This is a genomic window from Sphingomonas sp. SAFR-052 (assembly GCF_051965015.1).
Classification (GTDB): domain Bacteria; phylum Pseudomonadota; class Alphaproteobacteria; order Sphingomonadales; family Sphingomonadaceae; genus Sphingomonas.
In genome coordinates, this window is the sequence record NZ_JBQCMO010000017.1 from 1 (window position 1) to 24,802 (window position 24,802).

Genomic DNA, 24,802 nt, shown 5'->3' on the forward strand with positions numbered 1-24,802 from the left:
ACATCCGCGAAGGAGCAGATCATGAGGTAGCAGAAAAAGGCGGGATATCCCTCACACCAAGGGGCAGCAGCTAGAGATTTTAGGACGAACCCTGTACAGCACGACGGCACCCGGCCGAAAACTCGACCGAGCGACGTGACAAAGGGGATTCCAAGCCCCGGCCCCTGATTTTGCAGGAGGCCGCGCCTTTAATGGATGGGCTTGGAGCAAAGCGCAACATGGGTGTAGCGCCATCACGACCCACCGTTGCCATTCGTTCGCTTTTTGTTCTACGTTGCCCCGATTGCCGGAAAACGAGTCGAACCGATGCCAAACCTTCAACACGACGCCACCCTTCGCGATGCTGCAAGGGCAATATACAACGAGGTTTACCCGTCGGACGAATGGGCACCATACAGCTTCGAAGAAGCCGAGCGGTATGCGACCGTTCAGTATCGGCAAGCTGTTAGCGCCGCGCAGATGGCAAAGGCTGCACTTGCCGTTCCTGGGGTTCAGCTATCGTTGCCGGTCGCATGAACGCTGTTAATGATGCTAGTCGGCGTTTCGTGACGGAAGCGATCAAGCAACATACCCGCGATGTAGAAGCGGCACGGCTCCGTTCAATGCGTGGGAAGGAATGTCCCATACAGCGCCCGATTTGCGACCGCTGGTCCGTGAAGCGGTAAGCATCCGCAGCCTGATTAGATCGACGCTATGCTACCTAGGAAGGTCGCACAGCGACAATCATTCCATCACCGTTGCCACCCTGCACAATCCAAAGAGGGCGCTTATATCGGCTTAAAATAAGCCGAAGTCCTAGAAGCTGTTAGGTGGTCCCAGTCCCATCCATCCAGCCGAATCACGATCAAATCGTGATACTCTCACTAATACTACGTTGAAGCGCTTCGTACAAAGTTCTTATTCCCGTTAGATACCCCGAGTTTCGAAAATATTCTACTAAGGGTAGGGTTTTTCATGACTTTGGACATATGGTTCTTGCTACATCCAACAGCATCAATCACTTCACTTTTCGGTAATACAGACTTACCCCGAAGGAACATTTCCCTCGCCACGAACCGGAACACCTCATATGGGAATGTTCCCTTTTTAAGTTTATGCACTGTACAATCAGATATCTTAGCCCCCGGGAAGGTGTCACTGATATCCCTCTTTGTGAATTTCCTTGGGACTAAGATATGCAATTCACACTCTCCGCAGGCACCGTTTGTAATGTTTCTTGCATTACCCCGCATAACCGCCTGCAAACTATGACTTTTGAATTCTCCCTTTCTAACATAACCAGACGTCGAAGCAAAGGTTGGCCCTTTGGCGCAACCTGTGCTGGCAATCTCTAGAGCGTCATAGCTTGGATCATTGTAGCAATTACCACCAATAATAATAATGTTTTTTATGTCCTTATATCTGTTTGTTGCAGTATGCGCTCCCCAATGTAAAAAGCTGACCGAAGCCATGCTAGATACAGCTAACGGCAGAGCGTCCTTTATGCTACTCTCGATATCTAACCCTATAGATTCGTCTGCTTTGGGTCCGATGATAAGCCATGCTTCCTTGGGCTTTGCTGATATCTTTCCCGCCGCAAGCTTGAAAACCGCTACAGCATCTTCGCCGACCAACGCGGACTTGCCAGTATTCATCCGATGAAGCTGGATATCGAGATTCCGGTAGTCGTGGACGGCTGGCGCCAATCGAACCAAATTCCCAAGCGCATCATCCATTTGGCTGTACGTCGTGCGGGTTCTGCCAGAGGCATCAAGAATGATTGCCGGGGCAAAATCATCCGGCAGCGGCTCCACCGCACCAACGAGCACCCGGTTATGAGCACCGCTATACGCCTTGATTGAAAGCGGCTGATTAGCAGACCGCGCCAAGCTTTCTAAAGTGGCTCTTGATCGACGTGGCAAAGGGATCGCGGCCCTTTTACCGTCTCCGCGTTGGGTAGAAAGAAACCCCTTGGCGATTGCCACGATGTCCTTCGGGATCGCGACTTCGGGAATCCCGCTGCCATGTGCCGTTGTCGCCCGATTGACGAAGGCCTTTAACGTATCCGCGAAAGCCCGGTTAGGTATTTCAATATCAACGGCTAGCGTTGTTATGTGATCCAATGGTATCGTAAGCGGTTCACAATATACCAATCCTTCATCCCATATCTTTAATCTCCTTACCTGTCCGTTGAAGTAAAATTCTTTAGCCGAAGACCAAAGCTTACCACTCGTTCTTGTCCTAATCATTTTATGAGACGTAAACAGGATTGGTGCGGTAGTAGCCTTTAGTAATCCAACACCGGACATATTTAGATCATCATCCGAGGTTATACAGGCAAAATCATCTTTACCTAATTTGGCACGATCTATTATAGATTTTATCTGATCTAGGCTGCTTACCGCTATTACGATTCCAGCTTTTGGGTCAAACCCTATTTTTTTCCATGCATTGACAAATGATATGATGGCTTCGGTTTTTCCTGAACCGGGATCAAGAGAAGCTAAATAATACTTCTCATTTCCTCCGCCGAATAGACATTCCACCATACATTTTACTAGTTCAAAGAGAGGTTGCCTGCTTCCCTTCTCCAATATCTGTCCATATGATTTAAGAGATTCAATAAGATTTTTATAAGTTAATTTAATGAGTATTGATTTAAGCATTCAATAATTTCCATTCCAATATCCTTTGTGTGAGCGCAACCAATCCACCCTCCCTATAGTATATATAGGACGAATGGATTGTTTGGTCATTTGATGACGGAATGGCATTTGGACCATTCAGGGCTTGGCGTCAATTGCCAAAAAAACGAATAGTTTAATTTTGTTTGTCTTATGTTTAACTAAAGACTGGAAAAATTAAACTTCTTGAACATAATTTAGAAATGGAATGGATTAAATCTAAACCGTTATATTGAGCACTGGCGTTTGAAGGGTGTATTCCCTTACTCGCAGTGAGAAACAGGATGTAGGAACATACTCTCACCATTCGCGGCTTTCCGCCTCCCATGATCTACCAGCTAACCGCTTAGACAAATCTGACGGGCGGATATGGGCGTAGCGGAACAGCATACGGGGTTCTCGGTGACCGCTGATTGCGGACAGTTCCACGATGGACAGCCCCATTTCCGCAAACCTGCTAATCGCTTCATGCCGTAGGTCATGGAACCGTAAGTCAGGAATACCGGCACGTTCACGGACCCGGTTCCACGCCAATTTGAGCGCCATAGGCGTCATGTCGAACACCATCAGACCTGTTCGAGACATCCCCTTCAAAAGGGCTATACCCTGATCCGTCAGCGGCACCGTTCTGGCATAACCGGTTTTGGTATGAGGTATATGCGCGGTTCGCTCATGAAAGCTGATCGCGTCCCAAGTAAGGGAAAGCAGTTCCCCACGTCGCATTGCAGTTTCAATGGCGAACAGGATCGCGGGCTTCACCAGCCGATTGCGACAGTCTTCCAGCGCTATGAGTATTCGCTCCAATTCACCGGCACGGAGTCGACGGTCGCGTGCATTACGGATGGGTAGCTTTCGCACGCTCGCAACGACATTCTCAGTGAGGCCGATACCCCATTCCTTCCGAGCGATATCAAGGACGTTGTGCATCAACGACAACTCCCGCCCGATCGTACCCGGCTTAACGTCCTTGGCTCGCGCATCCCGGTATGCCGCAACGGCACCTGCCGAGAGTTCCGCCAACGACAGATCGAACACGGGCGCTTTGAGCATTCTGCCAAGACGCATCCGTTCACTCTCTGCGCTTAGCTTCGCGGGGGTTATCTCGACTATGTAGCGTCGCACTAAATCGCCAAAGGTTATGGACTTTAGATCACGACGGCTGGTGGTCACCTGTCCGGTGTCTAAGACTGCTTCTCGCTCTCTCGCCCACCGCTGCGCAGCATCCTTCGTCGGGAATGTCCGGTACTCCGGTTCGTAGCCCTTCCGGCGAATCTGTACGAACCAACCTTTTGCTCTTTTGCTGATGGTCGCCAATCGACCCTCCTGTGTCGCCATTGTGGCAGGAGCGGCAAAATCAACAATTCCAGCTAGCAGCTTAGAGAACTAAAAAGCCCGCCAAGTCATAGACTTAGCGGGCTTTCTAAATGGTGGGCGCGGCAAGGATTGAACTTGCGACCCCTGCGATGTCAACACAGTGCTCTACCACTGAGCTACGCGCCCGGCGCTCTCTCTGTTGCCGGAGAGAGCGAAACCGGAGTGGCGCTGTTAGCGGCGCGATTGCCGCCTGACAAGCGCTTAATTGCTGGTCGGCACTCTTTCTTCCGCGAACAGGCGATCGACCTCCGCCACCAGCTCGCGCAGGTGGAACGGCTTGGACAGGATGCGGGCGTGCGGTACCTGCCGGCCGGCCTTGAGCGTGACCGCGGCGAAGCCGGTGATGAACATCACGCGCAGGTCGGGCACCATCTCGCCGGCGCGCTGCGCCAGTTCGATGCCGTCCATTTCGGGCATGACGATATCGGTCAGCAACAGGTCGAACGATTCGGTCCGCAGCAGCGGGATGGCCGCCGTGCCGCGATCGACCGCACTGACGCCATAGCCGGCACGTTCCAGTGCGCGCGTGAGATACTCACGCATCACCTGGTCGTCTTCGGCCAGCAAAATCCTGTACATCCCAACCCCTTCGACCCGAGCAACTTCATTATGCCCGGCCGGGTTAAGATTTTCCAGCGCTATGCTCGACAAGTGCGGCGGGGCGTGATCCTGTACGGGACATGATCCCCGCCCCGCCCCCGTCCTTTCGCCGCATCGGCCCGGCCGATCCGGTGTCGCCGGTGGTGGTGTCGGTGCCGCATGCCGGGCGCGACTATCCGCCGGCGATGCAGTCGCTGCTGACCGTGCCGGTCGCGCGGCTGGCGGCGCTGGAGGATCGCTATGTCGATGCGGTCGCGATCGGCGCGCATGGAGCGGAAACGATGCTGGTCGCGCTACGCCCGCGCGGCTGGATCGACCTCAACCGCTCGCCACTGCGCGACCGCGATCCGCAGGTCGATGCCGGCGCCGAACCGCGCATCGCCGGCCTGTCGCCATCGGAGAAGGTGCGCAGCGGCATCGGCCTGATCCCGCGCCGGGGCGGCGGGGCCGAGAATATGTGGCGGCGCAAGCTGACCGCGGCGGAGGTGGCCGAACGGATCGCCGAGGACCATGCGCCCTATCATGCGGCGCTCGCGGTCGCCCTGGCGGCGGCCCACGCCCGGTTCGGCATCGCGATCCTGCTCGACCTGCATTCGATGCCGCCGCTCGTCGGACTGGACCCGGCGCGGATCGTGCTCGGCGACCGCTATGGGCGGACCGCCGCCGGGCGGCTGACCGACATGGTCGCGGCGGTGATGCGCGACCACCGCCTGCCGCTGGCGATCAACCATCCCTATGCCGGCGGACACATTCTGTCGGAACATGCCCGGCCGCGCGCGGGGATTCATGCGCTGCAGCTCGAGATCGATCGTAGCCTGTATCTGGACGACGCGCTCGACCAGCCGGGCGCGGGCTTGGAGGATACGGTGGCGCTGGTGCGCATGGTGCTCGACCGGCTGACCGATTTCGCGCTGGACATGACACGCCGCATCGCAGCGGAATAGCACAGAAAAAAGCCACCCCGTGCAAAACACGGAGTGGCCAAGGTTCAGGGAGGAGGCGCGTGAAACGCGCCGCACGGTCCAACGAAAGGGGGGACATCGAACCGTGTAACCAGTATTTAGGAAGCAGGTCGGAAGGCTTCAAGAGCCTTTTTGCATTTGACCGTGACTTTATCGCAACGCGGATCAGTGCGCCCGGCGACCGCCCGGCAGCATGCGCGAAACGATGCCGTCGCGCAGCAGGAACTGGTGCCGCAGCGCCGCGCCAATGTGCAGCGCAACCAGCCCGGCCATCAGCAGGCCGAGCAGCTCGTGCGCTTCATGCCCCACCCCGGCGATGACCGGCGGGATCGGCAGATAGGGAATCGGGAACAGCCCGAACCAGTCGAGCGGGTAGCGCTTCGCCCCCGACACCATCGCCCAGCCGGATAGCGGCAGGACGACCAGCAACACATAGAACAGGCGATGCGTCCATGTCGCCGCCAGCCGTTCCCACCCCGCGACATGGGCGGGCAGCGGGGGCGGCGGGTTGGCGATACGCCAGACGATGCGCCCGGCGGTCAGCACCAGCACGGTGATGCCGACCGCCTTGTGGATGCCCATCGATCCGCCAACCAGGCCGATCCACAGATTGACCAACACGAGCAGCGCGATCGTCCAGTGAAAGAAGATCGCACCGCGCGCATAACGCCGGGCGTGGAACGGCCGGGAGGCGGCCATCAGAAGGTCGGTACCGCGACCGGCTGCTGCTGCACCTTGCCCTGACGCATCTGGCGCGCGAACACGTCACGCATCAGCGACAGCGAGAAGAGGTGCGCGAAGATCAGCGGCAGCATGCCCGACTGCTGCATCTTGCGCAGCTGATCGCCGCGCAGTTCGTTCAGCTTTTCCTCGGACACCATCTGGAAGCCGCGATAGACGAAGGGCTGGTCGTTGCCTTCCTGCTGAATCGACACTTCGCCGTCCATCAGCAGGCCCATATCCTTGATCTCCTTCATGAACATGCCGGTCTTCTGGCCGGCCTGCTCGAACTGCTCGTTGAAGGCGAGGATCTGCTTGGTCACTTCGCTCGGCTGGTCGCCGTCGAACAGCGGCTCGCCATCCTCGAACGGGCCGATCACGTCCGACGTCGGGTCGAAGCACAGCGACAGCTCGTCCGAATCGGGACGCAGCCGGGCGAGGAGATAGGGGTAACGGCGGATATAGGCCGGGATATAGGTTTCCTGGTCGATCAGCCGGCCTTCGTCGTCGAGGAAGGTGTTGACCCCTTCGTTCAGACCCATCAGCGCCAGCGGCACGGGATCGTCACCGACCGAGAACACGATCGGCATCCGGCGCTGCACCAGCGGAAATTCCTCGACGGTGACGGGAATCGCATGCTGCCCGGTCAGGAACGGCGCGCGATCCGACGAACGGACCTTCCAATTGCCGTGCGTCTGGCTCGAAAGCGGTTCGAGCTGGTTATAGAACAGCGGAAGCGATTGATTCTGCGGCGCGCTGGCCATTTCAGGGTCTCCAGATACTCAATTCGGTCCGGTTATTTGCCGGACGGCCGCCCCCCCGGGCGTACCTCGTGCCACCGTCTATGGGTTGGCCGCGCGGGGCGCAAGCGATACGAGCTTGCCCGGATTGAACAGGCCGAGCGGGTCGAGCCCGGCCTTGATCCCGCGCAGCGCGGCAAGGCGCGCGGGCGGGCCCAGCCGTTCGAGTTCGCCCAGCTTCATCTGGCCGATGCCATGTTCGGCCGAGATCGACCCGCCCGCCGCAGTGACGGCGTCATGGACGAAGCGGGTGACGACCGGTGCATCCTCGGCATACCAGCGCAACGGATCGGCCCCGGCCGGCGCGCGGACGTGGAAATGGACATTGCCGTCGCCAAGATGGCCGAAGGCGGTGGCATGGGTGCCGGGAAAGCGCGCCTCCGCCGCCGCCGCCGCCTCCACCATGAAGCGCGGCATGGCGTCGACCGGCACCGAGATATCGTGCTGGACCGCCGGCCCGGTCGACTTTTCCGCCGCCGACAGCGAATCGCGCAGGCGCCAAAAGGCGTCGGCCTGCGCCTCGCTGGTGGCTAGCACCGCATCCCCGATCAGCCCGGCGGCGGACCCGTCCGCGAGCAGCGTTTCGAGCAAGGGGGCGGGCGGCGATTCACCGGGCGCTGCGACCGCTTCGATCAGCAACTGCCAAGGGTGATCGCTGGCCAACGGCGTGCGGGCGCCGGGCACCTGCGCGACGGCCAGCGCCAGCGTATCGGCGGGGACGATCTCGAAACTCTCGATCCGGTCGGTCGCCGCCTGCATCGACCGCAACAGGTCGAGGCCCGCCTGCGGATCGGCGATCCCGACCCAGGCGACGGCACGCTCGGCGATCGCCGGAGCCAGCTTCAGCGTCGCGGCGGTGACGATGCCGAGCGTCCCCTCCGCCCCGACCAGTAATTGCGTCAGATCATAGCCGCGATTGTCCTTGGGCAGCGCGGCGAGCCCGTCATGCACCGACCCGTCGGGCAGCACCGCTTCGAGACCCAGCACCAGCCGCCGCATATTGCCCCAGCGCAGCACCTGCGTTCCGCCGGCATTGGTCGACACGAGCCCGCCGATCGTGGCGCTGCCCCGCGCGCCCAGCGTCAGGGGGAATCGCTGCCCGGTGTCGGCGGCAGCTTCGTGCAGGCGCTGGAGGATGACGCCGGCCTCGACGACCGCCTGTCCCGGATCGATACGCCGCAGCCGGTTCATCCGCCGCAGTGACAGCAGCACCGCGCCGCCATCGGCCGGCGGCGTCGCCCCGCCCACCATCGACGTATTGCCCCCCTGCGGCACGACAGCCACGCCGTGTCTTGCGGCAAGGGCCACCAGCCGGGCGACCTGTTCCGTAGCGGAAGGTTCGAACAGCGCGGCACTTCGCCCATGATAGCGGCCACGCCAGTCGGTCAGCCACGGCGCGATCCGATCGGCATCGGTGGTGACGATCCGGTCGCCCAGCGCGTCACGCGCATCGGCGACCATCGCGGCGACGGGCGACGGCATCATGGGCGTCCGGTTAGCATCGCTGCCCCCTTGCGACCAGTTCATCTGCGGTTAAATTCCGATCGGAGATGTTGTTCGCGTGACCGCCCTGCCGCTTCCCGCAGCGACCATGATGTTGCTTCTGCTGGCCCTGCCCGGCGCTGCGCAGCGTCGTGTCGCCGATGCGCCCGCGTCGCCCGCGACCGTACGGACCGAAGTCCGCATCCAGCGGATGATTATCCGCGTTCCCCGCGCCCCCTTCGCCCCCGTCGCGTTCAGCGCCCCGCGCGCGCTGCCGCCGATCCAGTGGGTCGAAAAGCGTGCCGATCGCTGCCTGCCGGTCCAGAATGTCGCGGCGGTGACGATCAGCCGTACCGACAGCGTCGACCTGTTGCTGAACGGCGGCGGGCGGGTGCGGGCGCGGCTGGCCGACGACTGCCCCTCGCTCGATTTCTATTCGGGCATGTATATCAAGCCGAGCAGCGACGGGCGGATGTGCGCGTCGCGCGACGTCATCCGATCGCGCACCGGCGGCCAGTGCCGCATCGCACAGTTCCGCGCGCTGGTGCCGGCGCGCTGATTTTCAGGCGGCGCATACGCCAAACTTGACTTTTCGGCGATTTTCCGCGACGCGCGGTCCGATTTACCGGAGCGCGGGCGTGTTGCGTTCCCCAGCCATGGAACCGCAATGACCTTCGCCGATCTCGGCCTGTCCGACGAACTGCTGCGTTCCGTCAACGATTCGGGCTATACCGAACCGACCCCGATCCAGGCGGCGGCGATCCCGTCGGTGCTGATGATGCGTGACCTGGTCGCCATTGCCCAGACCGGCACCGGCAAGACCGCATCGTTCGTGCTGCCGATGATCGACATTCTCGCACAAGGCCGCAGCCGGGCACGGATGCCGCGCTCGCTGATCCTTGAGCCGACGCGCGAACTGGCTGCGCAGGTCGCCGAGAATTTCGAGAAGTACGGCGCCAACCACAAGCTGTCGATGGCGCTGCTGATCGGCGGCGTGTCGATGGGCGACCAATTGGCCGCGCTGGAAAAGGGCGTCGACGTGCTGATCGCGACGCCGGGCCGGCTGATGGACCTGTTCACCCGCGGCAAGATCCTGCTGACCGGCTGTTCGATGCTGGTCATCGACGAAGCCGACCGGATGCTCGACATGGGGTTCATCCCCGATATCGAGGAAATCTGCACCAAGCTGCCCAAGCAGCGCCAGACGCTGTTGTTCTCGGCGACGATGCCGCCGCCGATCAAGAAGCTGGCCGACAAGTTTCTCGACAATCCCAAGACGATCGAGGTGTCGCGCCCGGCATCGACCAACCTGAACATCACCCAGCATGTCGTGCCGGTCGCCGCCGCCAAGAAGCGCGAAGTGCTGCGCACGCTGCTGGCGCAGGAGGACGTTCGCACCGCGATCATCTTCTGCAACCGCAAGACGACGGTGCGCGAGCTGAACAAGAGCCTGCAGCGCGCTCGTTTCCGCTCGGCCGAGATCCATGGCGACATGGACCAGTCGGCGCGCATCGCCGAGCTGGAGCGGTTCAAGCAGGGCGATGTCTCGATCCTGGTCGCGTCCGACGTCGCGGCGCGCGGGCTGGATGTGAAGGGGGTCAGCCACGTCTTCAACTATGACGCGCCGTGGCATCCCGACGATTATGTCCATCGCATCGGCCGCACCGGGCGCGGTGGTGCGACGGGCATCGCCTATACGCTGGTCACGCCCGACGATGCCGAGAATATCGCCAATATCGAAAAGCTGACCGGGCAGAAGATTCCGGTGCTCGAGATGGGCAGCGAGCCGGCGGCAGCGCCGGTCGAGGCCGAACCGGTCGAGGAAGCACCACGCCGCGGTCGTCGCACCCGTCCCGCCGCCCCCGAACCGGAAGCGCCGCGCGAGCGCGTGCCCCGTGCCGAGCGCGAGGAACGCCGCCCGCGTCGCGAACGCGAAGAGCGCATGCCCGAGCGCCGCGACGAACGCCCGGCCCGCTATGTCCAGCAGGACGCGGTCGAGGATGGCGGCTGGAACGGACCCTTCCCCGCCTTCCTGAATGTCCGCATCCCGGTCTGATCGCGTGGACGATGTGTTCGAATCGGTCGCGCCACAAGCGATCGAGAGCCCGTGCGTGCTGGTCTGTTCGATCGACACCGACACCGGCTGGTGCCTCGGCTGCGGCCGGACGCGCGACGAGATCGCGCGCTGGACCGTGATCGACGGCGATGCCCGTCGCGCGGTGATGGCGATCCTGCCGCAGCGGATGGCGGTTCTCGAACAATAGTTTGGCCGGACCCCGGACGGTTGCCGTGCGTTGAGCGCGCCATCCAGACATTCGGAGGTTCCCCTCATGGCCGTCACGCTCAAGCCGCTGTCCGAACAGACCATCGTCATCACCGGTGCATCGTCGGGCATTGGACTCGCCACCGCCCGCCGCGCTGCACGCGAGGGGGCCAAGGTGCTGCTGGTCGCGCGCAACGAAGACGCGCTGCGCGAAGCGGTCGATTCGATCCGCCTGCGCGGCGGCAAGGCCGATTTCCTCGCGATCGACATTACCGCTGCGGATGCCCCCGAACGAATCGGAGCGAAGGCGCGATCGGCGTTCGGCGGGTTCGACACCTGGGTCAACGATGCCGCCGTCGCGCTGTATGCCCGGCTGGAGAAGACCGGAATCGACGAACAGCGCCGCGTGTTCGACGTCGGCTATTTCGCGACCGTCGCCGCCTCGCTCTATGCCGCGCGCGAGCTGACCGCGCGGGGCGGCGGCGCGATCGTCAATCTCGGCTCGATCCTGTCCGACCGGACGGTGCCGGTACAGGGCGCGTACAGCGCGATGAAGCATGCGGTGCAGGGCTTTACCGAAGCGTTCCGGATGGAGATGGAGGCTGAAGGACGGCCGATCTCGGTAACGCTCATCAAGCCCGCCGCGATCGACACCCCCTATCCCGAACATGCCCGCAACCGCATGGACAAGCCCGCGCGGGTGCCGCCGGTCGTCTATGATCCCGAACTGGTCGCCAAGGCGATCTGCTTTGCCGCCGCCCATCCCAAGCGCGACCTGACCGTCGGCGGCACCGGCATGGCGATGACCAAGATGAGCAACCTGCTGCCGCGCAGTGCCGATCGCGTCATGGAAATGTTCTTCAAGGAAGAGGCGCAGACGATCGACACGCCCGCGACGCCGGGTGCCAAGGACAATCTGTTCGAACCGCGCAAGGACGGTCGCGAGCGGTCGAACCAGGACATTTACGTGCGCAAGCAGAGCCTTGCGCTAGAGGCGCAGATGCGGCCATGGACGACGATGGCGATCCTGGGCGGGGTCGGGGTTGCGGCGGGGATGTTGCTGTCGCTGCGCGGATCGAGCCCGCGCCGGAGCGACGAAGCGGTCAAGCTGCTGCCGCCGCCCAGCGGCGCGCATCAGGCGGACGGGACCGACGCCTCTGCTTCGTTCGCGGCGGGCATCGCCGATGAAGGCACGGTCCCCGCGCCGCACGAGCCGGTCTTCTCCGAACGGCCGGTGGGTGCCGCGGAAGCGCCCAGTGCGGCCGACATCAAGGTCGCACACCCGTAACGCGTTGGCAGCCCCCTCTCACCGGAGAGGGGGTTCGCCTATTCGCCGGGCGCGCGCAGCAATTTGCGGATGAAGCCGATCAGTCCGGTCTGGCGCGACCGGCGGAGGCGTTCGGCGGCGAGAATCGTTTGCACCTTGCGGAAGCAATCCTCGACATCGTCGTTGACGAGGACATAGTCGTAGCTGTCCCAGTGGCTGACCTCGGCTGCGGCGCGCGCCATGCGGCCGTCGATCACCTCGACGCTGTCGGTATTGCGCGACACCAGCCGCTGGCGCAGTTCGGCCATTGACGGCGGCAGGATGAAGACGCGGACGACGTCGCCGCCGGCAATCTGGAACAACTGCTGCGCCCCCTGCCAGTCGATGTCGAACAGCACGTCCTTGCCGGCGCTCAGCATCTCCTCGACCGGAGCGCGCGGCGTGCCGTAGCGATTGCCGAAGACGTGCGCCCATTCGAGAAACTCGTGGTCCGACACCATGCGCCGGAATTCCGTGAGATCGACGAAATGATAATCCCTGCCGTCGACCTCGCCCTCACGCGGCGGGCGGGTGGTGGCAGATACCGACATCGACAGGTCGGTTTCGGCAGCCAGCAGCTTGCGTGCGATCGTCGACTTGCCCGCACCGGACGGAGAGGACAGGACGAACAACACCCCCCGGCGCTTGAAGCCGTGAAGGTCGGGGTCTGGCAGATGGCTCATGGCCGGGCCTCATCGCGCGGGGCGATGCACGGCGTCAAGGGGCGACGGCACGCCATCGCCCCTTGCATTGATCCGGTCGCCCGGAATCCTTTGCCGTCCCGGTCTGCCGGGCGGGTGCGGTTCGCGCCACCGGCGGGAACCGCGACGCTCTCAGTAGCCGCGTCGCATTTTGTCGAGCTTACGGCGGTCATAGGCCTTCTTCGCCACATAGCCGCCGCCGAGGATCATGCCGAGCGGGCCCATGCGGCGCATCGCACTGCCGGCGAGCCAGCCCGTCGCCGCGCCCCTGGCGCCACCGCGTCCGTCGCGGCGATCCATTTCGCGCCCGACCAGTGCACTGATAATCCGTCCGATCATGCCGCGTCCTCCGTTTCGAAAAGTTGCGCCTTCAATTCGCCGGCACCGCGCAACACGGCCCAGCCGACAGCGTAGGTAATTGCCATCGGAACGACGACTTTAAGGACATTGGCGATGACTGCACCCTTTATGGCGCCGTCGATACTCGAATCATCGTCGCCGCTCATCTTGTCGATGTCGGCACCGACCAGTGCGCCTATCGTCGTTACACCCATGTCTTCCTCGCTAACATTATACAAATACAGCGCAGGACGGGATCGAATGTTCCCTAACATACGTGTTCGCCAACCGCGCGCCGATGCCAAAGTTCACAAAGTTCACACTTGTGCAGCGTGCGCGCATTACGCCGATCACGGGACCAACGCGTCGGAAAGCCAGGGGCTGCATCCCTCCAGCGACATCGCACAAGCCGGCCGTGTAGGACAGCGAGCGCCTATCCGACCATCGTCTCCGGCCGGACCAGCCGGTCGAACGTCGCTTCGTCGACCAACCCCAGCGCCAGCCCAGCCTCGCGCAGCGTGAGCCCCTCGTGATGCGCGTGCTTGGCGATCTTGGCGGCATTGTCATAGCCGATCTCGGGCGCCAGCGCAGTGACCAGCATCAGCGAGCGTTCGACCAGTTCGCCGATCCGCGCGCGATTGGGTTCGATCCCGTCGACGCAGCGTTCCGCGAAACTGACCATGCCGATCGACAGCAGATCGATCGAGCGCAGCACCGCTGCACCAATCAACGGCTTGAACACATTGAGTTCCAGATGCCCCTGCATCCCCCCGACCGTCACCGACAGGTGATTGCCCATTACCTGCGCCGACACCATCGTCAGCATCTCGCACTGGGTCGGATTGACCTTGCCCGGCATGATCGAACTGCCCGGTTCGTTGGCGGGCAGGTCGATTTCGCCCAGTCCCGAACGCGGGCCCGACCCCAGCAGCCGGATATCGTTGGCGATCTTGGTCAGCGCGACCGCCAACGTGTTGAGGGTGCCCGACAACTGGACCAGCGGGTCGTTCGACGCCAGCGCCTCGAACTTGTTGGGCGCGGTGACGAAGGCGTGCCCCGTGATCGCGGCAATCTCGGCGGCGACCGCTTCCGCGAAGCCGGGCGCGGCGTTCAGGCCGGTACCGACCGCCGTCCCGCCCTGCGCCAGCCGCAACAGGTCGCCCTCGGCCGCCTGCAACCGCTGTCTCGCATCGCGCAACTGCGCGACATAGCCCGAAAATTCCTGGCCCAAAGTCAGCGGCGTCGCATCCTGCAAATGGGTGCGGCCGATCTTGACGATATCGGCCCATGCCTCTTCCTTCGTCGCCAGCGAACCGGCAAGCTGGTCGAGCGCCGGGAGCAGATCGCGGTTCAGCGCCACCACCGCCGCAACATGAAGCGCGGTCGGGAAGCTGTCGTTCGACGACTGGCCCTTGTTGACGTGATCGTTGGGGTGCACCGGCGATTTGCCACCGCGGGTGCCGGTCAACGCTTCGTTGGCGCGCCCGGCGATCACTTCATTGGCGTTCATGTTCGACTGGGTGCCGCTGCCGGTCTGCCAGATGACCAGCGGGAACTGATCGTCGAGCTTGCCGGCGATCACCTCGCCCGCCGCCGCCTCGATTGCGTCGGCGAGTCCGGCGTCGAGGCCATCGGCACGGTTCACCCGCGCCGCCGCCTGCTTCACGATCGCCAGCGCATGGACGATGCCGATCGGCATTCGTTCGGACGGCGGAAAGGGGAAGTTCTCGATCGATCGTTCGGTCTGCGCGCCCCAATAGGCGGCGGCGGGAACCTCGATCGCGCCGATCGAGTCGGTTTCGGTACGGGTATCGGTCATGCGGCCAAAACCCGCGGGCGCGTCAGTCGATCCGTTTCGACAGGAAGAAGCGGGCATGGCCCGGCGGGAAATCGTCGATCGTGCCGAAATGCGCAAAGCCAAGCTTCTCGTAGAAGCCGCGCGCCTGGAAGCTGAACGTGTCGAGCCAGATGCCGATGCAACCCGCGTCGCGGGCCAGCGTCTCGGCGCGCTGCATCAGGTCGCGGCCGATCCCCTGCCCTTTCAGCGCAGGCGACACCGCGAGAAATTCGACGAACAGCCAGCGATAGCCGATCTTGCCCCACAGCCCGCCGGTGATGGTACCGGCATCGTCGCGGAGCACGATCGCCACCTGCCGCCGCTCGGTCGGGCCGACCGCCGCATCGTTATGCGCCGACAGGATGCGCAGGATCGCCTGGCGCTCGGCCTCGCCCGGCGTCGCAACGACCTCGACCGTCACTTCTTGCGCTTGAAATCCACGGCGACGACGTTCGACCCGTCCTCGCTGGTCGCGATCGGCGCATCGTTTTCGGGCGGGTCATGCGGTTCGGGTTCGTCGCCCGGTTCGTCATTCGCCTGGAAGCGCAGTTCGAAATTGACCGCCGGATCGTGGAAACCGGTGATCGCCCCATAGGGAATGACCAGCGTCGACGGGATGCCGCCGAAGCTCAGCCCCACCGAAAAGCGTTCGGCATCGACGGTCAGGTCCCAGAAACGATGCTGGATGACGATCGTCATCTCGTCCGGGAACCGTTCGATCAACCGCTTGGGGATGTCGACGCCGGGGGCCTGCGTCTTGAAGGTGATGTAGAAGTGATGCTCGCCAGGCAGGCCGCCGCTGGCGGATACCTGCCCGAGCACGCGCCCGACGACGGCGCGCAAAGCTTCCTGGACGATCTCGTCATACGGGATCAGGCTGTCGGCGACGGACTGGGTCATGGGCCTTGGGTTAGCGGCGTTTGCCCGCCCGTCAAGATTCGTTGCGTTGCATGCCGGCCCACAGGCGCTATGGAACCGCGCATGCGCACCGCCACCATCGCCCGCAAGACCAGCGAGACGTCAATCGACGTCACGGTCAATCTCGACGGCACCGGCACCTATGACGTGTCGACCGGCGTCGGCTTTTTCGACCATATGCTCGAACAGCTGAGCCGCCATTCGCTGATCGACCTGACCGTGCGCACCGTCGGCGACCTGCATATCGACGCGCATCACACCGTCGAGGATACCGGCATCGCGATCGGCGAAGCCTTTGCGAAGGCGCTGGGCGACAAGCGTGGCATCCGGCGCTATGGCGACGCACTGTCGCCGATGGACGAGACGCTGACCCGCGTCGCATTGGACATTTCGGGCCGGCCATGGCTGGTGTGGAAGGTGCAGTTCACCCAGGCGCAGCTGGGCACGATGGATACCGAGATGTTCGGCCATTTCTGCCACAGCTTCGCGCAAGCCGCCGGCATCACGCTGCACGTCGAAACAATCTACGGCACCAACAACCATCATATCGCCGAAAGCATCTTCAAGGGGTTGGCGCGCGCCCTGCGCACCGCGACAGAGATCGACCCGCGTAAGGGCGATGCCATCCCGTCGACCAAGGGAGTGTTGTGACATGGTAGCCCGTCCGATGCAGCCGATGAGCCTTGCGATGCTCACCTATGTAAAGCCGCTTGACGAGGTCGACGTCCACCGCGAGGCGCATGTCGCGTGGATCAAGGCGGCGATGGACGAGGGCGTGATGCTGCTCGCCGGGCGCCGCAATCCGCCGACCGGGGGCGTGCTGCTGTTCCGGGGTGAGGAAGATGCGGTGCGCGCGGTGGCGGAGACCGATCCGTTCGTTGTCAACGGCGTCGCGACGGTCGAGATCGTCGCCTTCACCATGACGCTGGCGATGGACCAGATCGGCGCGCTGTTTTGATCGCACTGATCGATTACGGCGCGGGCAATCTCCATTCGGTCGCCAATGCGCTGCAGGCGGCGGGCGCGTCGGACCTTGCGATCACTGCCGATCCGGACGCGGTCCGGCGTGCCGACCGCATCGTCCTGCCCGGGGTCGGTGCGTTCGCGGCGTGCATGAACGGCCTCACCGCGATCCCCGGCATGGTCGAGGCGATGCGCGAGCGGGCGCTGGACGGCGGCGTGCCGTTCCTCGGCGTGTGCGTGGGCATGCAGTTGCTGGCCACGACCGGCGAGGAGTTCGGTACCCATGCCGGGCTTGGCTGGATCGCCGGCAGCGTCCGCCGTCTGCCGGCGTCACCCGGCATCACCGTGCCGCATATGGGCTGGAACGACGTCGTCCCTGCCCGCGCACACCCACTGCTGGTGCCGGGCGAAGCCTATTTCCTGCACAGCTATGCGTTCGACGGCGACCATGTTCTCGCCACCACCGACCATGGCGGTGCGGTGACCGCGGCGATCGGCCGCGACAATCTGCTGGGCGTGCAGTTCCACCCCGAAAAGAGCCAGCGCTACGGCATCGCGCTGCTGGAGAGGTTCCTCGAATGGCGTCCTTGACCATCTTTCCCGCCATCGATCTGAAGGGTGGGCAGATCGTCCGCCTGGCCGAGGGCGATATGGACCGCGCCACCGTCTATGGCGACGATCCCGCGCAGCAGGCGCGGCTGTTCGCCGAGGCCGGGGCGGATCACCTGCACGTCGTCGACCTCGATGGCGCGTTTGCAGGTGCATCGGTCAATGGCGATGCGGTCGCCGCGATCCTGAACGCTTTTCCGGGCCGGGTGCAGCTGGGCGGCGGCATCCGCAACCGCGCCAATGTCGATCGCTGGATCGATCTGGGCGTCGCTCGGGTGGTGATCGGCACCGCGGCGCTGGAAGATCCCGACTTCGTCCGCAAGGCCGCTGCCGCCTGTCCGGGGCAGGTCGTGGTCGCGGTCGATGCGTGGGACGGAATGGTCGCGACGCGCGGCTGGGCCGATGTGTCGACCGTCTCGGTCACCGACCTCGCTCGCCGGTTCGAGGATGCCGGCGTCGCCGCGTTGCTGTTCACCGATGTCGGCCGCGACGGGATGCTCAAGGGCTGCAATGTCGAGGCGACCGCCGCGCTGGCCGCCGCCGTCTCGATTCCCGTCATCGCCAGCGGCGGCGTGGCGGGGATCGAGGATATCCATGCGCTGAAAGATCAGCCGGGAATCGAGGGCGTCATTACCGGCCGCGCGCTGTACGACGGGCGCCTCGACCTGGCGCAAGCCATCCGGGTCGCCGCCGTATGACCGTGCGGGCGCGGGTGATCCCCTGTCTCGACGTCCATGCCGGGCGGGTGGTGAAGGGGGTGAACTTCGTCGAGCTGCGCGATGCCGGCGATCCGGTCGAACAGGCGCGCGCCTATGACGCGGCGGGGGCGGACGAACTGACCTTTCTCGATATCGGTGCGAGTCACGAAGGCCGCGACACGATCATCGACGTGGTGCGGCGGAGCGCCGAGGTCTGTTTCATGCCGCTGACCGTCGGCGGCGGAGTGCGATCGCCCGACGATGCCCGCGCGCTGCTGCTGGCCGGCGCGGACAAGGTCGCGGTCAATTCCGCCGCCGTCGCCCGCCCCGAACTGGTCGCCGATATTGCCGACCGCTTCGGCAGCCAGTGCGTCACCGCCTCGGTCGATGCGCGGCGCAGCGACGGACGGTGGGAAGTGTTCACCCATGGCGGCAGGCACGCGACGGGCATCGATGCGGTCGAACATGCGCTGAAACTGGCGGCGCTGGGCGCGGGCGAATTGCTGGTGACGTCAATGGACCGCGACGGGACGCGCGACGGCTATGACCTCGACCTGATCCGCACCATCGCCGATGCGGTGTCGGTGCCGGTGGTCGCGTCGGGCGGGGTCGGCACGCTCGACCATCTGGTCGCCGGGATCACGCAGGGCCATGCCAGTGCGGTGCTGGCGGCGTCGATCTTCCATTTCGGCGAGGCGTCGGTCGCCGACGCGCATGCCGCGCTGGCGGCGGCGGGGGTGCCGGTTCGGTCTCCGGCGCGGGGGTAGGGCCGTGATGACCTGAAGCCTACCCGTTCGTGCAGAGCAGGGGCTGAGCCCTTCGACTGCCTGCCTGCGGCAGGCGCTCAGGACAGGCTTCGGTGCTGCGCACCGAAGTCGAAGACCCGTATCGAAGCACCTGCGGCGGTCCTTCGATACGCCATTTTGACTACGCTCAATGGCTACTCAGGACGAGCGGGTCTGCTTGAGGTCGTCTCGCTCCTACTCGCCCGGATACGCCACCAGCGCCGACACCCCGATCCCTTCGCAGCGCAGCGACTCCGCCCCGCCTAGATCAGGCAGGTCGATCGCGAACACCGCCTGTTCGACGATCGCACCCGCCTTGCGCAGCAGCCGCACCGCCGCCCGCGCCGTGCCGCCGGTCGCGATCAGGTCGTCGACCAGCAACACCCGCGCGCCGGGTGCGCAGGCATCGGCGTGGATCGCGATCCGGTCGGTGCCATATTCGAGCGCATAATCCTCGGCGATGGTAGCGCCGGGCAGCTTGCCGTCCTTGCGCACCAGCAACACGCCCGCGCCCAGCGCCAGCGCGACGGCCGGCGCGAAGACGAAACCGCGTGCCTCGATGCCCGCGACCAGATCAACGGGACCGCGCACCGCCGCCACCATCGCGTCGACCGCCAGTCGCAAGCCCTCGGGATCGAGGATCAGCGTCGTGATGTCGCGAAACTGGATACCGGGTTTGGGAAAATCCGGGATGGTGCGGATGCGCCGGGCGATCTCCGCCGACCCGGCGGCATCCGCAACGATCAATGCTTCATGCCCCGCCAGATGTTGCGATAGGCGCCGAAGGCAAGGCCGGTGAAGATCAGCAGGAAGATGACCGCCGCCACGCCCCAGGTGTGGCGCTTCTGCAGGTTCGGCTCGGCGGTCCAGGTCAGGAACGCCGCGACGTCCTTCGCCATCTGGTCGACAGTCGCGCGGGTGCCGTCCTGATACTGGACCTGGTCGGTCCCGGTCAGCGGCGGCGCCATGGCGAGGTTGAGCGTCGAAAAATAGCGGTTGAAGTGCAGCCCCTCGGGCGTCTTCGCCTGCGGGAACTTGCGCAGCAATTCTGCAGGCTGTGCGCTGTATCCGGTCAGCAGCGAATAGACATAGTCGGGGCCGTCGTCGCGCGCCTTGGTCATCAACGACAGGTCGGGCGGCACTGCGTTGTTATTGGCGGCGCGCGCGGCGACGTCGTTGGCGAAGACCAGCGGGAAACGATCGGACGGCAGGTTCTTGCGCGTCGCCGCCTCGCCGGTTTCGGGGTTCACGCTCGGCTGTTCGATCTGCCAGTCATTGGCGATCGTCTTGATCTGCCCCTCGTCATAGCCAAGCGCGGCGAGATCGCGGAACGACACCAGCCGCAGCGAGTGGCAGGCCGAGCAGACTTCCTTGTAGACCTGGAAACCGCGCTGGAGCTGCTGGTTGTCGAAGGTGCCGAACAGCCCCGCCGATTGCAGCCCCGCCTCGCGCGGCTTCAGGTGGAATTCGTGTTCGGCCGATTCGACGTGTTCGTCATGGAGCATGCCGCCGACGGTCGAGAACACGCCGAGCAGAAGCGCGAAGAGGAAGCCCGCGCCGACGACGAGGTTCAGGTTGCGGGCGAGAAAACGGGAAGCGAAGGAGAGCATCGTGATTCCCTTACTCGGCCGCGGCCGGGCTGTTATGCCCTGGAAGGACGGACCCATGGGCGGCAGTCTGCGCGGGCGAGGTGCCGCCTTCGCCCTTCAGCACCGCTTCGGTGATCGAATTGGGCAACGGGCGCGGACGCTCCATCGCCGACACGATCGGCAGCACGACCAGGAAGTGGGCGAAATAATATCCCGCCGCGATCTGGCTGAGCAGCACCGTGACCGGCGTCGCCTCCGCCCCGCCGAGATAGCCGAGCACCAGCACGTCGACGAGCAGCACGATCAGGAACAGGCGGTAGGTCGGGCGAAAATTGGCCGACTTCACCGGCGACTTGTCGAGCCACGGCAGGAAGAACAGCAGCAGGATCGAGCCGAACATCGCCAGCACGCCCCACAGCTTCGCGGGCAGGATGAAGTCGACGGTGAACGCCTTCAGGATCGCGTAGAAGGGCAGGAAATACCATTCGGGCACGATATGCGCCGGCGTCGAGAGCGGGTTGGCCGGGATATAATTGTCAGGGTGCCCGAGCAGGTTCGGCGCGAAGAAGATCAGCGACGCGAACACGATCAGGAACACGCCGAGGCCGAACCCGTCCTTGGCGGTGTAATAGGGGTGGAAGGGCACGGTATCCTGCGGCCCCTTCACCTCGACGCCGGTCGGGTTGTTCGACCCCGGAATGTGCAGCGCCCAGATGTGCAGGACAATGACGCCCGCGATCACGAACGGCAGCAGATAGTGGAGTGAGAAGAAGCGGTTCAAGGCGGCATTGTCCGGCGCATAGCCGCCGAGCAGCCATACGCGGATCGTTTCGCCCACCCCCGGGATCGCCGAGAAGAAGCCGGTAATGACCTGCGCACCCCAGAAGCTCATCTGCCCCCAGGGGAGCACATAGCCCATGAACGCGGTCGCCATCATCAGCAGGAAGATGACGACGCCGAGCAGCCACACCATCTCGCGCGGCGCTTTGTACGACCCGTAATAGATACCGCGCGCGATGTGGGTGTAGACGACGATGAAGAACATCGACGCGCCATTGGCGTGGGCATAGCGCAGGAACCAGCCCGAGGGCACGTCGCGCATGATGCGCTCGACCGAATCGAACGCGACCGCGCCGTTCGCGGCATAATGCATCGCCAGCACGATGCCGGTGATGATCTGCACCGCCAGCGCCGCCCCGGCCAGCACGCCGAAATTCCAGAAATAGTTGAGGTTGCGCGGGACCGGATAGCCGGCGCCGACCGCATTATAGACCAGACGGGGAAGCGGCAGCTTCTCGTCCAGCCAGCGCATCAGCGGCTGTTTCGGTTCGTAATGCTTGGCCCAGGGGAAGCTCATGACTCTCTCCTCAGCCGACCGTCACGACGGTGTCGGACGTGAATGCATATTCGGGAACGTGCAGGTTCTGCGGCGCCGGACCCGAACGGATGCGCCCTGCGGTGTCATAGGCGGAACCATGGCACGGGCAGAAATAGCCGCCGAACGGGCCCTTGTTCTCGCCCTCGCCGGCGCCCAGCGGCACGCAGCCGAGATGGGTGCAGACGCCCAGCGTGATGAGCCAGTTGTTCTTGCCGGTCTTGGTCCGCTCTTCGAGGGTCTGCGGGTCGCGCAGGTCGCTCAAGGGCACCGCGTCCGCCTCGGCGATTTCCTTGGGCGTCAGGTTGCGCACGAACAGCGGCTGTTTGCGGAACGTCGCCTTGATCGCCTGTCCCGGCTCGATCGCCGACAGGTCGATCTCGGTCGTCGACAGCGCCAGCGTATCGGCGGCAGGCGACATCTGGTTGATGAGCGGCAGCGCAATCACGCCCGCGCCGACCCCGGCGAATGCCACCGCGCCGATCGACAGATAGTCGCGCCTGCGGGGGTTGTCCGGCCCGCCATCCAGCGCGGTTGCGCCGCCTGCGGGTACGTGCTGATCGTCGTCAGTCGCCATTCAACAGCCCTTGTCGTCGGACGCGTTTTGCGCCCTGCCCCTCTCCGGTCGCCTTCGTGGAAGCGACGCCGGACCGATCGGTTCTCCGTCCAGTCGCATGGGGTGATAGCCGGGCGTTCCACCGTTTGCCAATCCCTTTTGCCGAAACGGTGCCATGGCGGTCCGTCGATGTTCAGATTGGCGCAAGCGACGACATGGTCTATGCGCCGCAGCCTGACCCCATATCCCTCGCGTGTTTCGGGAACTCCATGCGTCGTATCGCCCTATTGTTCGCCTTTCTCGCCTCGCTCTTCGCGCTGCCCGCCATGGCGCAGGTCATGGACGTGCCCGGGCGCGCGCCGCCGCCATCGACCACCGACACGCGCAACCTCTGGATTCTCGACCTGTCGACCGGCGGGCGGGTGACGATCTGGCTGCGCCCCGATGTCGCGCCGAAAATGGTGTCGCGGATCAAGACGCTGACGCGCGAGAAATTCTATGACGGCCTGACCTTTCATCGCGTGATCGACGGATTCATGGCGCAGGGCGGCGATCCCGATGGCGACGGCACCGGTGGCTCCAAGCTGCCGAACGTCGAAAAGGAATTCAACTATCTGCCGCATGTCCGCGGTGCGGTGGCGGCGGCGCGCGCCAATGACGAGAACAGCGCGAACAGCCAATTCTACATCATGCTCGCCCCGCGCCTTGCGCTCGACAAGAAATACACGGTGTTCGGGCGGGTGATCGACGGCATGCAATATGTCGATGCGATCGAAAACGGCGAGCCGCCGGCGAACCCGTCGCGCATCGTCCATGCCTATGTCGCCAGCGACAATCCCCCGCCCTATCAGGCGGAGGCACCGGTCGCGCTGCCCGAAACGGTCGCACCGCTGCCCGCCACCGCTCCCCGCGCGAAGCCGGCCGCCGCCGCACCGAAGCGGGTCCAGCCCAAGCCCGCCCGCTAACGCCCGACCGTCGATCACGTCCGATGCACGTCGACCTGTTCGATTTCGAGCTGCCCACCGACCGGATCGCGCTGCGTCCCGCCGCCCCGCGCGATGCGGCGCGGATGCTGGTGCTCGACGGCGACGCCACGCTCGATCGCGGCGTGCGCGACCTGCCCGCCTGTCTGCGTCCCGGTGATCTGCTGGTCTTCAACGACACCCGCGTCATTCCGGCGCAGCTGGAGGGGAGGCGCGGCGATGCGACCATCGGTGCGACCCTGCACAAGCGGGAGGGGCCGCGTCGCTGGCGGGCCTTCGTCCGCAACGGCCGGCGGCTGCGCGACGGCGACACGATCGATTTCGGCGCGGGCGTGACCGCGACCGCGGGCGAACGGGGTGAGGATGGCAGCTTCGCGCTCGACTTCGCCGGCGACGAACCGGTCGAACTGCTGCTGGAGCGCGCCGGGCGCATGCCGTTGCCGCCCTATATCGCCGCCAAGCGCGGCGGTGCCGATGCGCGCGATGCCGAGGATTACCAGACGCTGTTCGCGCGCGAAGCCGGCGCCGTCGCCGCCCCCACCGCCGCACTGCACTTCACGCCCGAACTCATGGCTGCACTGGACGCGGCCGGAATCGGCCATGCGACGCTGACGCTGCATGTCGGCGCGGGCACCTTCCTGCCGGTCAAGGCGGAGGATACCGACGACCACCGGATGCACGCCGAATGGGGCCGCATCGACGCCGCGACCGCCGCCCGCCTCAACGCCGTCCGCGCCGCCGGCGGCCGGGTGATCGCGGTCGGCACCACCAGCCTGCGCCTGATCGAAAGCGCCTGCGACGAAGCGGGACAGGTCGAGCCGTTCGAAGGCGACACCGCGATCTTCATCACGCCCGGTTACCGTTTCCGTGGCATTGACGGCCTGATGACCAACTTCCACCTCCCCAAATCGACCTTGTTCATGCTGGTATCGGCCCTGATGGGGCGCGAACGGATGAAAGCCGCTTACGCTTATGCCATCGAGAATGGCTATCGGTTCTATTCCTACGGGGATGCGTCGCTGCTCCTTCCGTAAAGGCGCGTAGGCCTCATCTCCGTTCGTCACATTCGCGTTGGCAAACGGTGGGAGCCCAAGCACCTACATTCCCGACGAGTCCTGAACACGCTGCAATGAGTCAAGTAGCCTACTACCGGCACCGACAATCTTCGAAAGGACCTTTATTTGTTCCTTGCAGGCGACGCTGGTCGTCGGAGTAGGGTAGTTTATTTGGTGATCGACTTCACTTCATATTTTCTCAAAAAGCGTTCGAACTTGTATTT

The 24,802-nt window shown here is 63.9% G+C and carries 28 protein-coding genes and 1 tRNA gene; 12 read left to right on the forward strand and 17 right to left on the reverse strand.

The window, feature by feature from the left end; genetic code table 11:
- Nucleotides 1–869: 869 nt before the first annotated feature.
- From ACTHQV_RS18370 to cpdR, 4 genes are all read right to left on the reverse strand, one after another.
- Complete coding sequence (locus tag ACTHQV_RS18370) at nt 870–2,645, reverse strand: hypothetical protein (RefSeq protein WP_440492189.1); 1,776 nt, start codon at nt 2,643–2,645, stop codon at nt 870–872.
- Between the two features lie 318 nt (nt 2,646–2,963).
- Nucleotides 2,964–3,977, reverse strand: a complete 1,014-nt coding sequence (locus ACTHQV_RS18375) for an integrase (protein ID WP_440492190.1) — start codon at nt 3,975–3,977, stop codon at nt 2,964–2,966.
- 111 nt (nt 3,978–4,088) lie between these two features.
- A tRNA-Val gene (locus ACTHQV_RS18380) sits at nt 4,089–4,163 on the reverse strand.
- Between the two features lie 75 nt (nt 4,164–4,238).
- On the reverse strand, nt 4,239–4,616 hold the full coding sequence (gene cpdR / locus ACTHQV_RS18385; protein WP_056455298.1) for a cell cycle two-component system response regulator CpdR: 378 nt from the start codon (nt 4,614–4,616) through the stop codon (nt 4,239–4,241).
- A 101-nt stretch (nt 4,617–4,717) separates the two neighbouring features.
- Here cpdR and ACTHQV_RS18390 point away from each other — a divergent pair, with 101 nt between their 5' ends.
- Nucleotides 4,718–5,581 carry an N-formylglutamate amidohydrolase gene (locus ACTHQV_RS18390; RefSeq protein WP_440492191.1) on the forward strand — a complete coding sequence of 288 codons (864 nt, stop codon included), beginning with the start codon at nt 4,718–4,720 and terminating at the stop codon, nt 5,579–5,581.
- Between the two features lie 183 nt (nt 5,582–5,764).
- Here the strand turns inward: ACTHQV_RS18390 and ACTHQV_RS18395 are convergent, their stop codons facing one another.
- The 3 genes from ACTHQV_RS18395 to ACTHQV_RS18405 all read right to left on the reverse strand — a co-directional run bounded on the left by ACTHQV_RS18395 (nt 5,765) and on the right by ACTHQV_RS18405 (nt 8,604).
- Complete coding sequence (locus tag ACTHQV_RS18395) at nt 5,765–6,298, reverse strand: cytochrome b (RefSeq protein WP_440492192.1); 534 nt, start codon at nt 6,296–6,298, stop codon at nt 5,765–5,767.
- The gene (locus tag ACTHQV_RS18400; RefSeq protein ID WP_440492193.1) at nt 6,298–7,083 is read right to left on the reverse strand and encodes a SapC family protein; all 786 of its coding nucleotides are present in this window, start codon (nt 7,081–7,083) and stop codon (nt 6,298–6,300) included. Before ACTHQV_RS18400 ends, ACTHQV_RS18395 begins: the two co-directional genes overlap by 1 nt.
- 78 nt (nt 7,084–7,161) lie before the next feature.
- Nucleotides 7,162–8,604, reverse strand: a complete 1,443-nt coding sequence (locus ACTHQV_RS18405; RefSeq protein ID WP_440492194.1) for an FAD-binding oxidoreductase — start codon at nt 8,602–8,604, stop codon at nt 7,162–7,164.
- A gap of 106 nt (nt 8,605–8,710) precedes the next feature.
- On the opposite strand from ACTHQV_RS18405, the gene ACTHQV_RS18410 reads away from it, so the two are divergent.
- From ACTHQV_RS18410 to ACTHQV_RS18425, 4 genes are all read left to right on the forward strand, one after another.
- On the forward strand, nt 8,711–9,160 hold the full coding sequence (locus tag ACTHQV_RS18410; protein WP_440492195.1) for a hypothetical protein: 450 nt from the start codon (nt 8,711–8,713) through the stop codon (nt 9,158–9,160).
- A gap of 108 nt (nt 9,161–9,268) precedes the next feature.
- On the forward strand, nt 9,269–10,657 hold the full coding sequence (locus tag ACTHQV_RS18415) for a DEAD/DEAH box helicase (RefSeq protein WP_440492196.1): 1,389 nt from the start codon (nt 9,269–9,271) through the stop codon (nt 10,655–10,657).
- Between the two features lie 4 nt (nt 10,658–10,661).
- Entirely contained in the window at nt 10,662–10,865 is a 204-nt protein-coding gene (locus tag ACTHQV_RS18420) for a DUF1289 domain-containing protein (protein ID WP_440492197.1), read from the forward strand.
- Between the two features lie 66 nt (nt 10,866–10,931).
- Nucleotides 10,932–12,152 (forward strand): SDR family oxidoreductase, encoded by a 1,221-nt coding sequence (locus ACTHQV_RS18425; RefSeq protein WP_440492198.1) that lies wholly within the window; start codon nt 10,932–10,934, stop codon nt 12,150–12,152.
- Nucleotides 12,153–12,190: 38 nt separating this feature from the next.
- Here ACTHQV_RS18425 and gmk read toward each other — a convergent pair whose 3' ends face one another.
- From gmk to ACTHQV_RS18455, 6 genes are all read right to left on the reverse strand, one after another.
- Nucleotides 12,191–12,853, reverse strand: a complete 663-nt coding sequence (gmk, locus tag ACTHQV_RS18430) for a guanylate kinase (RefSeq protein ID WP_440492199.1) — start codon at nt 12,851–12,853, stop codon at nt 12,191–12,193.
- Nucleotides 12,854–13,003: 150 nt separating this feature from the next.
- Nucleotides 13,004–13,210: a hypothetical protein gene (locus tag ACTHQV_RS18435; RefSeq protein WP_440492200.1), complete on the reverse strand. Its 207-nt coding sequence runs from the start codon at nt 13,208–13,210 to the stop codon at nt 13,004–13,006.
- A complete protein-coding gene (locus tag ACTHQV_RS18440; protein ID WP_440492201.1) occupies nt 13,207–13,425 on the reverse strand; it encodes a hypothetical protein in 219 nt (72 codons plus the stop codon). The genes ACTHQV_RS18435 and ACTHQV_RS18440 overlap by 4 nt, the downstream gene beginning before the upstream one ends.
- Nucleotides 13,426–13,643: 218 nt before the next feature.
- A complete protein-coding gene (gene fumC / locus ACTHQV_RS18445) occupies nt 13,644–15,029 on the reverse strand; it encodes a class II fumarate hydratase (protein ID WP_440492202.1) in 1,386 nt (461 codons plus the stop codon).
- Between the two features lie 22 nt (nt 15,030–15,051).
- Nucleotides 15,052–15,468, reverse strand: a complete 417-nt coding sequence (locus ACTHQV_RS18450; protein WP_440492203.1) for a GNAT family N-acetyltransferase — start codon at nt 15,466–15,468, stop codon at nt 15,052–15,054.
- Complete coding sequence (locus ACTHQV_RS18455) at nt 15,465–15,947, reverse strand: SspB family protein (protein WP_440492204.1); 483 nt, start codon at nt 15,945–15,947, stop codon at nt 15,465–15,467. The genes ACTHQV_RS18450 and ACTHQV_RS18455 overlap by 4 nt, the downstream gene beginning before the upstream one ends.
- An 81-nt stretch (nt 15,948–16,028) precedes the next feature.
- Between ACTHQV_RS18455 and hisB the strand changes: the two genes are divergently transcribed.
- Genes hisB through hisF form a run of 5 tightly spaced genes read left to right on the forward strand, consistent with a single transcriptional unit; the run spans nt 16,029 to nt 19,002 of the window.
- Complete coding sequence (gene hisB, locus ACTHQV_RS18460) at nt 16,029–16,616, forward strand: imidazoleglycerol-phosphate dehydratase HisB (RefSeq protein ID WP_440492205.1); 588 nt, start codon at nt 16,029–16,031, stop codon at nt 16,614–16,616.
- A gap of 1 nt (nt 16,617) precedes the next feature.
- A complete protein-coding gene (locus tag ACTHQV_RS18465; RefSeq protein WP_440492206.1) occupies nt 16,618–16,923 on the forward strand; it encodes a YciI family protein in 306 nt (101 codons plus the stop codon).
- Complete coding sequence (hisH, locus tag ACTHQV_RS18470) at nt 16,920–17,519, forward strand: imidazole glycerol phosphate synthase subunit HisH (RefSeq protein ID WP_440492207.1); 600 nt, start codon at nt 16,920–16,922, stop codon at nt 17,517–17,519. The genes ACTHQV_RS18465 and hisH overlap by 4 nt, the downstream gene beginning before the upstream one ends.
- Nucleotides 17,507–18,235, forward strand: coding sequence for a 1-(5-phosphoribosyl)-5-[(5-phosphoribosylamino)methylideneamino]imidazole-4-carboxamide isomerase (gene hisA, locus ACTHQV_RS18475; protein ID WP_440492208.1), 729 nt, complete (start codon nt 17,507–17,509; stop codon nt 18,233–18,235). The genes hisH and hisA overlap by 13 nt, the downstream gene beginning before the upstream one ends.
- The gene (gene hisF / locus ACTHQV_RS18480; RefSeq protein ID WP_440492209.1) at nt 18,232–19,002 is read left to right on the forward strand and encodes an imidazole glycerol phosphate synthase subunit HisF; all 771 of its coding nucleotides are present in this window, start codon (nt 18,232–18,234) and stop codon (nt 19,000–19,002) included. The genes hisA and hisF overlap by 4 nt, the downstream gene beginning before the upstream one ends.
- Before the next feature lie 213 nt (nt 19,003–19,215).
- On the opposite strand, the gene ACTHQV_RS18485 is transcribed toward hisF, so the two are convergent.
- The 4 genes from ACTHQV_RS18485 to petA are packed head-to-tail and all read right to left on the reverse strand — an operon-like array spanning nt 19,216 to nt 22,561.
- Nucleotides 19,216–19,764 (reverse strand): adenine phosphoribosyltransferase, encoded by a 549-nt coding sequence (locus ACTHQV_RS18485; protein ID WP_440492219.1) that lies wholly within the window; start codon nt 19,762–19,764, stop codon nt 19,216–19,218.
- On the reverse strand, nt 19,764–20,630 hold the full coding sequence (locus ACTHQV_RS18490) for a cytochrome c1 (protein ID WP_440492210.1): 867 nt from the start codon (nt 20,628–20,630) through the stop codon (nt 19,764–19,766). Before ACTHQV_RS18490 ends, ACTHQV_RS18485 begins: the two co-directional genes overlap by 1 nt.
- Before the next feature lie 10 nt (nt 20,631–20,640).
- Nucleotides 20,641–21,966 carry a cytochrome b gene (locus ACTHQV_RS18495; RefSeq protein WP_440492211.1) on the reverse strand — a complete coding sequence of 442 codons (1,326 nt, stop codon included), beginning with the start codon at nt 21,964–21,966 and terminating at the stop codon, nt 20,641–20,643.
- A gap of 10 nt (nt 21,967–21,976) precedes the next feature.
- Nucleotides 21,977–22,561, reverse strand: coding sequence for a ubiquinol-cytochrome c reductase iron-sulfur subunit (gene petA, locus ACTHQV_RS18500; RefSeq protein WP_242120471.1), 585 nt, complete (start codon nt 22,559–22,561; stop codon nt 21,977–21,979).
- A 248-nt stretch (nt 22,562–22,809) separates the two neighbouring features.
- Between petA and ACTHQV_RS18505 the strand changes: the two genes are divergently transcribed.
- Nucleotides 22,810–23,505, forward strand: coding sequence for a peptidylprolyl isomerase (locus ACTHQV_RS18505; protein ID WP_440492212.1), 696 nt, complete (start codon nt 22,810–22,812; stop codon nt 23,503–23,505).
- A gap of 23 nt (nt 23,506–23,528) precedes the next feature.
- Nucleotides 23,529–24,557 (forward strand): tRNA preQ1(34) S-adenosylmethionine ribosyltransferase-isomerase QueA, encoded by a 1,029-nt coding sequence (gene queA, locus ACTHQV_RS18510; RefSeq protein WP_440492213.1) that lies wholly within the window; start codon nt 23,529–23,531, stop codon nt 24,555–24,557.
- The last annotated feature ends 245 nt before the right edge of the window (nt 24,558–24,802 follow it).